At 43.7% G+C, this 14,459-nt stretch carries 11 protein-coding genes; 6 read left to right on the forward strand and 5 right to left on the reverse strand.

The features are described from left to right. The first annotated feature begins 3 nt into the window (after positions 1-3). From hpaH to hpaC, 6 genes are all read left to right on the forward strand, one after another. Positions 4-807: a 2-oxo-hept-4-ene-1,7-dioate hydratase gene (gene hpaH, locus PROVRUST_RS14975; protein ID WP_006815712.1), complete on the forward strand. Its 804-nt coding sequence runs from the start codon at positions 4-6 to the stop codon at positions 805-807. Positions 808-817: 10 nt separating this feature from the next. Beyond that, positions 818-1,624: a 4-hydroxy-2-oxoheptanedioate aldolase gene (hpaI, locus tag PROVRUST_RS14980; protein ID WP_039855584.1), complete on the forward strand. Its 807-nt coding sequence runs from the start codon at positions 818-820 to the stop codon at positions 1,622-1,624. 157 nt (positions 1,625-1,781) lie between these two features. Further along, positions 1,782-3,152, forward strand: coding sequence for a 4-hydroxyphenylacetate permease (gene hpaX / locus PROVRUST_RS14985; RefSeq protein WP_006815714.1), 1,371 nt, complete (start codon positions 1,782-1,784; stop codon positions 3,150-3,152). A gap of 352 nt (positions 3,153-3,504) precedes the next feature. After that, on the forward strand, positions 3,505-4,383 hold the full coding sequence (hpaA, locus tag PROVRUST_RS14990; RefSeq protein WP_039855587.1) for a 4-hydroxyphenylacetate catabolism regulatory protein HpaA: 879 nt from the start codon (positions 3,505-3,507) through the stop codon (positions 4,381-4,383). 446 nt (positions 4,384-4,829) lie between these two features. After that, positions 4,830-6,392, forward strand: coding sequence for a 4-hydroxyphenylacetate 3-monooxygenase, oxygenase component (hpaB, locus tag PROVRUST_RS14995; protein ID WP_006815717.1), 1,563 nt, complete (start codon positions 4,830-4,832; stop codon positions 6,390-6,392). Between the two features lie 19 nt (positions 6,393-6,411). Beyond that, complete coding sequence (hpaC, locus tag PROVRUST_RS15000; RefSeq protein ID WP_006815718.1) at positions 6,412-6,930, forward strand: 4-hydroxyphenylacetate 3-monooxygenase, reductase component; 519 nt, start codon at positions 6,412-6,414, stop codon at positions 6,928-6,930. A 122-nt stretch (positions 6,931-7,052) separates the two neighbouring features. Here hpaC and fbaA read toward each other — a convergent pair whose 3' ends face one another. The 5 genes from fbaA to PROVRUST_RS15025 form a co-directional block, all read right to left on the reverse strand. Further along, positions 7,053-8,129, reverse strand: a complete 1,077-nt coding sequence (gene fbaA, locus PROVRUST_RS15005) for a class II fructose-bisphosphate aldolase (RefSeq protein WP_006815719.1) — start codon at positions 8,127-8,129, stop codon at positions 7,053-7,055. A 60-nt stretch (positions 8,130-8,189) separates the two neighbouring features. Next, positions 8,190-9,353 (reverse strand): phosphoglycerate kinase, encoded by a 1,164-nt coding sequence (gene pgk, locus PROVRUST_RS15010; RefSeq protein ID WP_006815720.1) that lies wholly within the window; start codon positions 9,351-9,353, stop codon positions 8,190-8,192. A gap of 103 nt (positions 9,354-9,456) precedes the next feature. Beyond that, complete coding sequence (epd, locus tag PROVRUST_RS15015) at positions 9,457-10,476, reverse strand: erythrose-4-phosphate dehydrogenase (RefSeq protein WP_006815721.1); 1,020 nt, start codon at positions 10,474-10,476, stop codon at positions 9,457-9,459. A gap of 337 nt (positions 10,477-10,813) precedes the next feature. Further along, positions 10,814-12,808, reverse strand: a complete 1,995-nt coding sequence (tkt, locus tag PROVRUST_RS15020; protein ID WP_006815722.1) for a transketolase — start codon at positions 12,806-12,808, stop codon at positions 10,814-10,816. 415 nt (positions 12,809-13,223) lie between these two features. Beyond that, positions 13,224-14,459, reverse strand: coding sequence for a beta-barrel domain-containing protein (locus tag PROVRUST_RS15025; RefSeq protein WP_039855589.1), 1,236 nt, complete (start codon positions 14,457-14,459; stop codon positions 13,224-13,226).

The raw sequence follows: 14,459 nt of genomic DNA on the forward strand, positions 1-14,459 counted from the left end.
TTGATGCTACACAAAGACATAATTTCACAAGTCGCGCAGCGCCTAAATCAGGCAGAAAAAAACCGTGAACAGATCCGCCAAATTTCTCTGGATCACCCAGAAATGACCATTGAAGATGCTTATGCTATTCAAAAAGAGTGGGTCGGACTGAAAATTGCAGAAGGTCGCGTGTTAAAAGGTCATAAAATCGGACTGACATCCAAAGCGATGCAGGCCAGCTCCCAAATTGATGAACCTGACTATGGCGCACTGCTTGACGATATGTTCTTTGATGATGGCTGTGATATTCCAACGGATCGTTTTATCGTTCCACGTATCGAAGTTGAGCTAGCATTTGTCCTCGCAAAACCACTGCGTGGCCCTAACTGCACTTTATTCGATGTGTATAATGCAACGGACTATGTGATCCCCGCGCTCGAATTGATCGATGCCCGTTGCCATAATATCGATCCGCAAACTAATCGCCCACGTAAAGTGTTCGATACCATTTCTGATAATGCCGCAAATGGCGCCGTGATTTTAGGTGGACGCCCAATTAAGCCTCGTGATTTAGATCTTCGCTGGATCAGCGCACTGCTCTACCGTAATGGTGTGATCGAAGAATCTGGTGTTGCGGCGGCAGTACTTAACCACCCTGCCAATGGTGTTGCATGGCTGGCCAATAAACTGGCTCCCCATAATGTAGAATTACAACCGGGACAAATTATCCTTGGTGGCTCGTTTACTCGCCCAGTTCCTGCTCGAAAAGGGGATGTTTTTCACGTTGATTACGGCGTGATGGGTTCAATTAGCTGCCGCTTTGCTTAAGGAGTTCACTGTGGATCTGTTAGAAAATAAATTCAAAAAAGCACTCAAAAGTGGCAAACCGCAGATTGGTTTATGGCTCGGATTATGTAGCCCATACAGTGCAGAATTAGTCGCTGGCGCAGGATTTGACTGGCTGTTAATTGATGGGGAGCATGCTCCGAATAATGTACAAACTACCTTAGCCCAATTACAAGCTATCGCCCCTTACCCATCACAACCGGTAGTTCGTCCACCGTGGAATGATCCCGTGATCGTCAAACAATTACTGGATATTGGTGCACAGACACTCTTACTGCCAATGGTGCAAAATGCCGAGCAAGCAGAGCTTGCGGTACGCTCCACTCGTTATCCACCCGCAGGGATTCGTGGTGTCGGTAGCGCATTAGCGCGCGCCTCTCGCTGGAATCGTATTCCTGATTATCTCAAACGCGCTAACGACGAAATGTGTGTGATAGTCCAAGTGGAAACCCGTGAAGCCATCAAAAATCTTCCTGAAATTTTAAAAGTCGAAGGTGTCGACGGTGTCTTTATCGGCCCTGCGGATCTCAGTGCAGACATGGGCTTTTCAGGTAACCCTAACCATCCTGAAGTCAAAGCGGTTATCGAAGATGCTATTAAACAGATTCGTAAAGCGGGCTTAGCCCCTGGAATTTTAATGGCAGCACCTGACATTGCTGAGCACTATATCCAAATTGGTGCTCTGTTTGTTGCCGTAGGGGTGGACACCACCCTATTAGCCCGTACCGCTGAAACGCTTGCCGCAAAGTTTGGTAAAACAGTTTCCGATATGAACCCGAGTTCATCCAGCGTGTACTAAAGCAATTTTGAACTCCTCTGAGCCGCTCAATTTACCCTACAAACTCACGAGCGACTTAGAAAGTAAGTTATACATCGCAACCACAACTTAAGGCAGCCATTTAGGACTGCCCAGTAGACCCTTGTACCTATAATAAATTGTAATAGAGGGCATTATCATGAGTAATTCACAAAATGCGACCAGCACTAACCCTGCTGATCAGCATAAAAATTTGACGGAACCTCAGCAGCGAGTCATCAATAAATTATTTAAGCGATTGATCGTCTTTTTATTCGTTCTATTCGTTTTTTCTTTCTTAGACCGTATTAATATTGGCTTTGCAGGGCTCACTATGGGGAAAGACATTGGTCTGTCTTCCACCATGTTTGGTCTGGCTGCCACGCTGTTTTATGCCACTTACGTTATCTTCGGTATTCCAAGTAATATCATGCTGGGCATTGTCGGCGCTCGCCGCTGGATTGCAACCATCATGGTGCTTTGGGGAATCGCATCCACGGCAACCATGTTCGCTACCGGTCCCACCAGCTTATACATTCTACGAATGTTAGTTGGTATTGCTGAAGCAGGTTTCTTGCCGGGCATACTGGTTTACTTAACTTATTGGTTCCCTGCTTATTTCCGTGCTCGTGCTAATGCCTTATTTATGATTGCAATGCCAGTGACCATGGCATTTGGCTCCCTTGCCTCTGGTTATATTTTAGGTATGGATGGCATTCTGAATCTCAAAGGCTGGCAGTGGTTATTCTTATTGGAAGGTTTCCCATCCGTCATTCTGGGTGTGCTGGTTTGGTTCTACCTGGATGATTCACCGAAAAAAGCGAAATGGTTAACTCAAGAAGATAAAGATACGCTGCAAGAGATGATGGATAAGGATCAGCTGGAGTTAGTGCAACCCCACGGTTCAAAAAGCCATACTGCAATGCAAAATACCAGCTTATGGAAAGAGATTTTCACTCCGGTTATTTTGATGTATACCGTGGCCTATTTCTGTCTGACCAACACATTGAGCGCCATTAATATTTGGACGCCGCAAATCATGCAGAGTTTTAATCAGGGCAGCAGCAATGCCATGATTGGTTTACTCACCGCGATTCCGCAGTTCTGTACTATTTTTGGGATGATTTATTGGAGTCGGCGTTCTGATCGCTTGCAAGAACGTAAAATGCATACTGCGTTACCGTATTTGTTCGCGGCCGCCGGTTGGGTTATCGCTGCGATGACTCATCAGCCGATGATCCAGTTATTGGGGATTATTATGGCATCGACGGGGTCATTTACGGCTATGGCGGTTTTCTGGACCACCCCAGATCAGTCGATTAGTTTACGCGCTCGCGCAATCGGTATTGCCGTCATCAACGCAACAGGTAATATAGGTTCCGCGGTCAGTCCACTGTTAATCGGCTGGCTAAAGGATCAAACCGGTAGCTTCAACTCTGGTCTCTATTTTGTGGCAGGTTTGCTGGTCGTCGGTGCTCTTCTGGTCATCGCTATCCCAATGAAAAACTCAAGACCAAGAGCCACACCGTAAACGGTAGAGTTATATAGTTTTGTTAGCTAAAAATGAGTGCTGCAACAGATTGGAAAAATTGAATTTATTTAAGCCTCCCCCTAAATATTGTTCAAAATAATTAGAGTTGCAGCTAACTATGCTACAGGCTGAATTCTCAGGGGCTGCCCAATGTTCATAAATCTGTAGGCTAAAGGGGAGTAATTCCCCAAAATAATTCAAACTAAGTCAATAATGCTATAAGTCGAATTTTCTGGGACTGCCCTAAATAGTTCGGCTTATAGCTAGGCGGCAAGCGACGATATCTCGGGGAGCATACATAAGTATGTGACTCGAGTAGCGGAGAGCAGCCAACAACGCTATGGGTCGAAATATGACGGGCATTACAAATATAGATATTGGGAAAGACTACGATGAAACCTTGGGTAACGACGACGTCCACTACCAAACCTTCGGCAAACTCGCCTCCTTCTTCGGTCGCGACATGCAGGCTCACCGTCATGACGGCTTCTTCCAGCTGCACTATTTGGTTACTGGGCACATTACTCTACAGTTAGATGAGTCTCGTTATTCGGTTCAAGCGCCGTTATTTATCTTAACGCCCCCGTCTGTCGCTCACGCTTTTTTCACCCAAGAAGATACCGATGGGCACGTTCTGACAGTACGTCAGGATTTGATTTCACCACTTTTGCAGTCTCTATACTCCGCCAATCCCGATCTGGTCGATATTCCAGCAATTTGTTTATCCGTGGCAGATAAACCACAGGATATCGATACGTTTAACCATTATTGGGCTTTAATGGCGCGAGAATCCGCAAATAACGATATTGGTCGAGATCAGGTTTTATCCTCCCTAGCTCAGGGGCTATTTACCTTTTTACTGCGTTCTATTCCTTTAGATGAGCACCATGTGAGTGGGGTTCGAGGGGAACATCGGTTATTCCAACGCTTTAACCAACTGATCGATATGCACTATCGTGAACATCTCTCTGTGCCTGAATATGCAAATAAGCTTGGCATCACGGAGTCGAGACTTAAAGATATGTGCCGGCGATTTGCTAACCGCCCGCCTAAAAAATTAATTTTCGATAGAATTTTACGTGAAGCAAAACGCATGCTGCTATTTTGTGATAGTCCGGTTTCTGAAATTGCCTACCAACTTGGATTTAAAGATCCGGCTTATTTTGCGCGCTTTTTTAATCGCTCAGTGGGAACATCACCGAGCCAATGGCGTGAACAAAACCTCCATTAAATACCGATTCCACAAATTTAAAGTCACTCTCAATATATTTTACATATTGCAAACATTTTTGATGTCTTACATTTTTATTTTTAAAGTTACAATTGTACTATTAGCGCTTAACAAAAAGTGAAGATTTTGAGTAAAAAAAACAATAAAAACAGATTTAAATTATTATTATTAATATCGTAATATATTTTAATTAATTGTATTTATTGATAATAAATGAAAATATAAATATATTATTAATATCAAAACATCGTTACGATCACATTTCTTTCACAAAACCAGCCCACCAACGAAAAGTACCAGCGATCCTTTGAAAAATCTCTTTTAAAACCCCACAGAAAACGATTCAATTGATAAACACAAAATAAACATAATATTAACATTATTCAGCTTGCAACTTTTGTACACCTACAGCCCGCAAGCCCTCTTTGTTATAAAACGAGGTAGACATGAAACCCGAAGATTTTCGTTCCGATGCCAAGCGCCCATTTAATAGCCAAGAATATCTAAAAAGTTTGCAAGATGGTCGTGAGATTTATATCTATGGTGAGCGAGTTAAAGATGTCACGACTCACCCCGCTTTTCGTAATTCAGCAGCTTCCATAGGACAGTTATATGATGCGCTCCATGATAAAACGACTCATGACCAACTTTGCTGGGATACAGATACCGGTAACGGTGGATACACACATAAATTCTTCCGTTTCGCAAAAAGTGCCAACGACTTACGCCAACAGCGTGATGCTATCGCAGACTGGTCACGTCAAAGCTACGGATGGATGGGACGCACTCCAGACTATAAGGCGGCATTCGCCAGCTGTTTAGGTGCTAATCCTGAATATTATGGGCAGTTCGCAGATAACGCACGTCACTGGTACAAACGCGTCCAAGAAAGCGGATTGTATTTTAACCATGCTATTGTTAACCCACCTATCGATCGCCATAAGCCAGCTGATGAAGTTAAAGATGTTTATATAAAACTAGAAAAAGAAACTGATGCAGGTATTATCGTCAGCGGCGCAAAAGTGGTCGCGACGAACTCAGCACTGACACACTATAACTTTATCGGTTTTGGTTCTGCACAAGTGATGGGTGATAACCCTGATTTTGCACTGATGTTCGTTGCCCCAATGGATGCTGATGGCGTGAAATTAATTTCTCGCGCATCCTATGAATTAGTTTCAGGTGCAACTGGCTCACCATTTGATTATCCTTTATCTAGCCGTTTTGACGAGAATGATGCCATTCTGGTTATGGACCATGTTTTAATTCCATGGGAAAACGTGTTGATTTATCGTGATTTCGACCGAGCACGTAACTGGGCAGTACAAGGTGGTTTTGCTCGCTTATTCCCATTACAAGCTTGCGTACGTTTAGCGGTTAAACTGGATTTCATCACCGGTCTGTTACAAAAGAGCCTTGAATGTACGGGTGTTATTGATTTCCGTGGTGTTCAAGCGGATCTCGGTGAAGTGGTTGCATGGCGCAATCTGTTCTGGTCACTAACCGATGCAATGTGTTCGGAAGCCAAAGCGTGGGAAGGTGGAGCATACTTACCAGACACACAAGCAATCCAAACTTATCGTGTTATGGCACCAATGGCCTATACCAAAATCAAGAATATCATTGAAAGTAACGTGACCAGCGGTCTGATTTATCTGCCATCAAGCGTTCGTGATATGAATAACCCAGAGATTGATAAATATCTGGCTAAATATGTTCGCGGGTCAAATGGGATGGATCACGTTGAACGTATTAAAATTTTAAAATTAATGTGGGATGCTATCGGCAGTGAATTTGGCGGTCGCCACGAACTGTATGAGATTAACTACGCAGGAAGCCAAGACGAGATTCGTCTGCAATGTCTGCGTCATGCTCAAGGTTCCGGCAATATGAAAGCCATGACAGATATGGTTGATCGCTGCCTATCTGACTACGACCAGCACGGTTGGAAGCGTCCTCACCTGCACAACAACAACGATATTAATCTGTTAGATTCGCTGCTGAAATAATTGGCAGCAGGAGGTCAAAATGTCTTTAGAAAATGAACATCGCCTACGTTTCAGAGATGCGATGGCAAGTCTCGGTGCCGCAGTTAACATCGTCACGACAGATGGTACTGAAGGTCGCTGTGGAATTACGGCGACTGCGGTTTGTTCAGTGACCGATACGCCACCCACTTTGATGGTATGCGTGAACCGCAACAGTGCGATGAATGCGGTTTTTCAAAAGAATGGCCGCCTGTGCGTTAACGTACTCAATCATGATCAAGAAGAACTTGCCTGCCACTTTGCTGGTATGAAAGGTTCAACGATGGATGAGCGTTTTGGTTGGGATGTCTGGGATAAAGGTATTTTAGAACAACCACTGTTAAGAAATGCCCTTGCCAATCTTGAAGGGGAAATTACCCAAGTTCAGGATATTGGTACCCATTCAGTGTATATGGTTGAAATGAAGCAAATTGTCGTTAGTGATGATGGGCACGGTTTAGTCTACTTCAAACGCAAGTTTCATCCAGTGATACATAAAATCCTAGAGCCGACGTCATAATTTAACTGAACGTTGCTGATGAAGCCTCTTGCAAAAGGGGCTTTTTTATAGGGAAAAATATAAAAAATCCCCCAGTAAGTTACCCTACTGGGGGATAAGAGACTAACGGTTAGACTCGTAAATTACAGAACGTCTACACAGTTCAGTTCTTTGAATGCTTGCTCTAAACGAACAACCATGGATTCTTGTGATTTACGCAGCCATACACGTGGGTCATAGTATTTCTTGTTAGGCTTATCAGCGCCTTCTGGGTTACCTAATTGAGCTTGCAGGTAGCCTTCTTTCGCTTTGTAGTATTGTAAAATACCATCCCAAGTTGCCCACTGAGTGTCAGTATCGATGTTCATTTTGATGACACCGTAGCTAACCGCTTCTTTGATTTCAGCAGCGCTTGAACCTGAACCACCGTGGAAAACGAAGTCTAAGCTATTGTGTGGCAGATTGAATTTCTCAGAAACATAGTCTTGAGAATTACGCAGAATTTTTGGCGTTAATTGTACGTTACCTGGTTTATAAACACCGTGTACGTTACCAAAAGAGGCTGCGATAGTGAAACGCGGGCTTACTGCGTGCAGTTTTTCATACGCGTATGCCACATCTTCAGGTTGAGTGTACAGCTCAGAGCTATCCATACCTGTATTATCAACGCCATCTTCTTCACCACCAGTACAACCTAATTCAATTTCCAGCGTCATGTCGATTTTCGCCATGCGCGCTAAATATTTAGAACAGATTGCAATGTTTTCTTCCAATGATTCTTCTGACAGGTCAATCATGTGAGAAGAGAACAGTGGCTTACCTGTTTTAGCGTAGTGTTTTTCACCCGCATCTAACAGACCGTCAATCCATGGCAGTAATTTTTTTGCACAGTGGTCGGTATGCAGGATAACAGGAACACCATAATGTTCTGCCATTTGGTGTACGTGATGAGCGCCGGAGATTGCACCTAAAATCGCAGCTTGTTGTCCTTCCGCTTTCAGGCCTTTACCTGCGATAAATGCAGCTCCACCGTTAGAGAACTGAATAATCACTGGAGCACGTACTTTTGCTGCTGCTTCAAGCACAGCGTTAATTGAGTCAGTACCAACACAGTTCACAGCTGGCAATGCAAAGTTATTTTCTTTGGCAACCGCGAAAACTTTCTGTACATCATCACCAGTAAGCACACCTGGTTTAACAAAATCAAAAATTTTAGACATGTGAAAAGGTCCTGTGGTGAACAGGCAGCGTAGGCTGCCTGTTATGTATGAACAAATTAATTACGCTTTAGCACGTTCTTCTAGCATCACAACAGCTGGGAGCTTTTTACCTTCAACGAATTCAAGGAAAGCACCACCACCGGTAGAAATGTAGGAAATCTTATCAGCGATACCGAATAAATCGATCGCCGCTAGGGTGTCACCACCACCAGCGATTGAGAAAGCGTCACTCTCTGCGATAGCACGAGCAACGATTTCAGTTCCCTTACGGAAGTTAGGGAATTCAAATACGCCCACAGGACCGTTCCAAAGAATGGTTTTTGCATTTTTCAGAATTTCTGCCAGACGTTCTGCAGATTCATCACCTAAGTCAAGAATTTGCTCATCATCTTTGATAGTGTTGCTAGCTTTCAAAGTCGCTTCAGCGGTTTCTGAGAACTCAGTGGCAACACGAACGTCTGTTGGTACTGGGATCTGGCAATGAGCCAGTAATTTTTTCGCTTCAGGGATCAGGTCCGCTTCGTACAGTGAACGACCGACATTGTTCCCTTCTGCTGCGATGAAGGTATTTGCGATACCACCACCGACAATCAGTTGGTCAGCAATTTTAGACAGGGAATCCAATACGGTCAGTTTAGTGGACACTTTAGAACCACCAACAATAGCGACCATTGGACGAGCTGGATTGCCTAGAGCTTTACCTAATGCTTCCAGTTCATTGCTTAACAGTGGACCTGCACAAGCAACTGGAGAGAATTTAGCGACGCCGTGAGTTGATGCTTGAGCACGGTGAGCCGTACCGAATGCATCCATAACATAGACATCACACAGAGCAGCATATTGTTTGGACAGTGTTTCGTCGTCTTTCTTTTCGCCTTTATTGAAGCGAACGTTTTCCAGAACCACTAATTCGCCTTCAGCGATATCAACACCGTTTAAGTAGTCTTTAACTAAACGAACCGGGTTGTCTAATTTTTCTGCCAGATAGTCAACAACAGGTTGCAGAGAAAACTCTTCGTTATACTCGCCTTCAGTCGGACGACCAAGGTGGGAAGTAACCATGACTTTAGCACCTTGTTTTAGTGCTAACTCAATTGTTGGTAATGAAGCACGGATACGTGCATCAGAAGTAACTTTACCGTCTTTAACAGGAACGTTTAGGTCCGAACGAATGAAAACGCGTTTACCCGCTAAGTCCAAATCGGTCATCTTAATTACAGACATGGTGAATCCTCTTGTTGATTCTCTATAAAGTTTTCATTAGCGACAGCGCGAGGTACTCAGTAATTTTGTTACCTATTGTGCCCAGCAGTCTGTCAATCGCCAATTAGTTTAAACCTGTTGCTGCCATTGCTAGTGTTGTATCTAGCATCCGGTTAGCAAACCCCCATTCGTTATCACACCAAACAAGGGTTTTGATTAAGTTCTTACCGCTGACTCGAGTTTGAGTTCCATCGATGATGGCACTGTGCGGATCATGGTTAAAATCCATCGAGACTAACGGTAGTTCAGTATAGTCTACTATACCACGAAAATGCCCATGCGCGGCGCTCTGTAATAGCTTGTTGACTTTATCAACACAGACATCGGCATCTACAGTAACGCTTAAATCAATTGCGGTCACGTTAGTGGTTGGAACACGAACAGAAATCGCTTCAAAGCTTCCCTGAAACTTAGGAAAAATTCGGGTAATTCCTGCAGCCAACTTGGTATCTACCGGAATAATTGACTGACTTGCTGCACGAGTTCTTCGTAGGTCTTTATGGTAGGCATCGATAACGGGTTGATCATTCATGGATGCATGAATGGTGGTGACAGTGCCCGACTCAATACCAAATGCATCATCCAATAGCTTAATAATTGGGATAATACAGTTAGTGGTGCAAGATGCGTTGGAGACGATGCTATCTGTTGATTGTAAATCCATATGGTTAACACCATACACAACAGTGGCATCGAGATCGTCAGTTCCTGGATGGGCAAACAGCACTTTTTTTGCGCCCGCCGCCTGATGTTTTAAACCATCGGCACGAGAGCCATAAACTCCAGTGCAGTCTAACACCACATCCACGCCTAACTCTTTCCAAGGTAGCTCGCTGATATCAGATTGATGGAATAGACGAATATTGTCATCCCCTACCTGTAACAGGTCACCATTGAGGCGAACATCCCATGCAAAGCGCCCATGACTTGAATCATACTTCAGCAAGTGAGCAATACCTTCCGGTTCGGCTAACTCATTGATTGCCACCACGACAATTTCTGCCCGACGACCTGATTCATATAACGCTCTGAGGACACTTCGACCAATTCGACCGAAGCCACTAATTGCTACCCTGATCGCCATTCTACACCTTGTATCTGAGCAAAATCACACGGTTGCTAAGGATAACTGACTACCACCAACTCTACTGCTCATTTTAACTGTCAAACATCAAAAGTGTGCTTCAACCGACACTTTTAAAATTTAATTACATTATTTCAAATGAGACTGAAACGGTTCAGCTAATCTGGGTTTAGATTAAAATATATATTTACAGAACGCAATAGAAAAACCCATACTACTGCACAAAAAAACAACGCCCCAATACCAAACTTGATATTGAGGCGTAAATAACGTTAATCAGCTTTACTTCTATCAGTACCGAAAATTTTCACGGCACCAATAGAGTCAATAAAAATGATTATTTCAGTAGCGCTCTTGCTGCATTAACTGCATTTTCAACAGTGATACCGAATTCTTTGAACAGAAGATCCGCAGGAGCAGACTCACCGAATGAGTGCATACCAATGATGGCACCGTTCAGACCAGTATATTTATACCAGTAGTCAGCAATACCCGCTTCGATAGCAACACGCGCGCTCACACTTGAAGGCAGAACCGCTTCACGGTATGCCGCATCTTGCTTGTCAAATGCATCGGTTGATGGCATAGAAACTACGCGAACTTTACGACCTTCTGCCGTTAATTGGTCAGCAGCTTTCACTGCTAATTCAACTTCAGAACCCGTTGCAATAAAGATCAGCTCAGGTGTACCCACGCAATCTTTCAGGATGTAAGCCCCTTTTTCGATATCTGCTAATTGCTGTGCAGTACGAGGTTGCTGTTCCAGATTTTGACGAGAGAAAATCAGTGCACTTGGGCCATCTTTACGCTCGATCGCGTATTTCCACGCCACCGCAGATTCAACTTGGTCGCAAGGACGCCATGTGCTCATGTTTGGCGTCACACGCAGGCTTGCAAGTTGTTCTACTGGTTGGTGAGTTGGACCATCTTCACCCAGACCGATAGAGTCGTGAGTGTAAACAAAAATGCTACGGATTTTCATCAATGCAGCCATACGAACCGCATTACGCGCGTATTCGACAAACATTAAGAAAGTCGCACCGTAAGGAATAAAACCACCGTGTAATGCGATACCGTTCATGATGGCAGACATACCGAATTCACGTACACCGTAATGGATGTAGTTACCCGCTTTATCTTCATTCAGAGGTTTAGAGCCTGACCACATGGTTAAGTTACTTGGCGCTAAGTCCGCAGAACCACCCATAAATTCAGGTAAAACTTTACCGAACGCTTCTAACGCATTTTGAGACGCTTTACGGCTAGCAATGTTCGCTGGATTTTGTTGCAGATTTTCAATGAATTGCTTCGCTTCTGCTTCAAAGTTCGCAGGTAATTCACCCGCCATACGGCGTTCGAATTCTTTCGCTAATTCAGGATATGCTTTCGCATAAGCGGCAAATTTAACGTCCCAAGCACTTTGTTTCTCTTTACCCGCAGTGCGAGCATCCCAAGCTTGATAGATTTCAGCTGGGATTTCGAATGGACCGTAGTTCCAGCCCAATGCTTCACGGGTTGCTGCGATTTCAGCATCACCTAAAGGTGCGCCGTGAACCGCTTCTGTACCCGCTTTGTTTGGAGAACCAAAGCCGATAACTGTTTTGCACATGATCAGCGTTGGCTTATCTGTTTGTTTGTGCGCTTCGTTAACCGCAGCATTGATTTGGTCAGCATCGTGACCATCAATATCACGAATAACATGCCAGCCGTATGCTTCGAAACGTGCCGCTGTATCATCAGTAAACCAGCCTTCAACTTCACCATCGATAGAGATGCCGTTGTCATCGTAGAATGCGACCAGTTTATTTAATTTTAATGTACCTGCTAATGAACACACTTCATGAGAGATACCTTCCATCATACAGCCATCACCCATAAACACGTATGTGTGGTGATCGACGATATCATGGCTTGGACGGTTGAATTGTGCTGCTAAAGTACGTTCAGCAATGGCAAAGCCCACTGCGTTTGCAATACCTTGGCCTAAAGGACCCGTGGTTGTTTCAACACCTGGAGTATAGCCATATTCTGGGTGACCTGGGGTTTTAGAATGTAATTGACGGAAGTTTTTTAGCTCATCAATCGATAAGTCATAACCCGTCAGATGCAGCAGGCTATAAATCAACATTGAGCCATGACCATTGGACAGTACGAAGCGGTCACGGTTCGCCCAATGTGGGTTTGCTGGGTTATGATTCATATGGTTGCGCCAAAGAACTTCAGCAATATCTGCCATGCCCATTGGTGCGCCAGGATGCCCTGATTTTGCTTTTTGAACCGCATCCATGCTGAGGAAACGGATAGCATTAGCAAGGGTTTTACGAGTCGTCATTAGTATACTCCAAGTAGGATAAGAACGTACTTAAACCAATTTTCACAACGCAATACGGATTATTGCTTTTCATAAGGTAAGTCTCCGCTATTCGATGTTGAGCGAAAGACCCTACGAAACTAGCGCAAATTCATCCATACAGCAATTATTTGAAACAATCATGACAGCAGACTGAGGATTTTTTTAGCTATCGTCAAGCTGAATCCATTCAATTGCGCAAATTTTCCCTGTAACTAATCTGTTTTGCGCAATTATCTAACCTTATTAAACCTGACTTCACCACTTAGGATCAAGGTGATTTATGTTTCTTAATTAATTAGCCGCAACATTAGTGATATTTGGCAAATTTTTTGATGTAAAACCTTGAGCCAAATAAAAAGGCGCTACCATGAGCGCCTTTGTTTGCAAACTGCGATTAACGTTCAGTCATCGCCTGCTTCATTCGAGTGATCGGTTTAATCAAGTAATCAAACACACTTTTTTCACCCGTTTTAATATCCACTGAAGCCACCATTCCGGGAATAATTTCCATCTTGTGGTTATTTTTATCTAACAGATAATTGGTATCCGTTTCCACAATAATTCGGTAGAAAGTTTCATCCGGATTTAACTTCAATTCGCTACGACGAGTATCATTGCTCAACGTATCTGGGCTGATCAGTTTCACTACCCCGTTTAAGCCGCCATAAATCGCATAATCGTAAGCGGTTACTTTCACCACTACCGGCATTCCTGGTCTTAAAAAAGCCACATCTTGAGGACGAATATAGGCTTCAACCATTAACTTATCATCCAGAGGAATGATCTCCAGAATGTCCTGTCCCGTATTCACAACACCGCCTAGTGTGTTGATTTTGATATTTTTGACAATACCATGTACTGGAGCTCGAATTTCAGAACGCGTCACTGGGTCTTCACGCATCAGCATGTTTTCTTCCGCTTGATCCAGCTCCGATTCAACTTTCACTAGCTCCGCATTCGCTTCTGCAAGGTAGCTATTCATGCGCTCATTTATCTGAGTCGATAACTCTACAGACTGTCTTTCCATTCGCAAAATTTCTACGTTTGAAACCAATCCTTCTTTTGCTAACGGCTTAGTAATACTAATTTCTCTATCCAGTAGTGCTTTGCTCTGACGCAATCCTGAAATGGCTTGGTCACGCTGGGTTTTCTTCGCGTTATACGCATTGGTTTCACGCTCAACCAGCTCTTGATCGGCAATTTTAGAAAAATCCGGCGCTTCATTATGAGATTCCCCATGTAAACGCGCTGAAATAGCGTCTAAATTTTGTACTCTAGCTTGGCTTTCTCGTAGTATCGCCATGCTTCTTGCATCATCCAGTTTCAGTAAAATCTGGCCTTTATCGACAATATCCCCTTCTTTAACATACATCTCTTGGATATTGCCCGGATCAATGCTTTGAATGACCTGTTCGCGACTGCTTGGGATAATCGTCCCTTGCCCACGAATGATTTCTTCTAAATTGCTGTTGTAAGCCCAAACAATAAAAATAGTCAGTAATAAAGCGAGAAAAATAATGGGCAGAAACAATAAATTACTACGCTCTTTTTTCATCACTGAAGCGAGATCATGAGAAAAATCGCTTGAGAAGGTTTTCTGCTGTTTAGGTACTTTACCGTTGTCATCCAT

Source organism: Providencia rustigianii DSM 4541, from assembly GCF_000156395.1.
GTDB classification, from domain to species: domain Bacteria; phylum Pseudomonadota; class Gammaproteobacteria; order Enterobacterales; family Enterobacteriaceae; genus Providencia; species Providencia rustigianii.

Bases quoted from the DNA above. Each gene is read 5' to 3' on its own strand.
- hpaH (WP_006815712.1), top strand. From the start codon at position 4: ATGCTACACAAAGACATAATTTCACAAGTCGCGCAGCGCCTAAATCAG.
- epd (WP_006815721.1), bottom strand. From the start codon at position 10,476: ATGGCGATCAGGGTAGCAATTAGTGGCTTCGGTCGAATTGGTCGAAGT.
- fbaA (WP_006815719.1), bottom strand. From the start codon at position 8,129: ATGTCTAAAATTTTTGATTTTGTTAAACCAGGTGTGCTTACTGGTGAT.
- PROVRUST_RS15025 (WP_039855589.1), bottom strand. From the start codon at position 14,459: ATGGATGACAACGGTAAAGTACCTAAACAGCAGAAAACCTTCTCAAGC.
- pgk (WP_006815720.1), bottom strand. From the start codon at position 9,353: ATGTCTGTAATTAAGATGACCGATTTGGACTTAGCGGGTAAACGCGTT.
- hpaA (WP_039855587.1), top strand. From the start codon at position 3,505: ATGACGGGCATTACAAATATAGATATTGGGAAAGACTACGATGAAACC.
- hpaC (WP_006815718.1), top strand. From the start codon at position 6,412: ATGTCTTTAGAAAATGAACATCGCCTACGTTTCAGAGATGCGATGGCA.
- hpaX (WP_006815714.1), top strand. From the start codon at position 1,782: ATGAGTAATTCACAAAATGCGACCAGCACTAACCCTGCTGATCAGCAT.
- hpaB (WP_006815717.1), top strand. From the start codon at position 4,830: ATGAAACCCGAAGATTTTCGTTCCGATGCCAAGCGCCCATTTAATAGC.
- tkt (WP_006815722.1), bottom strand. From the start codon at position 12,808: ATGACGACTCGTAAAACCCTTGCTAATGCTATCCGTTTCCTCAGCATG.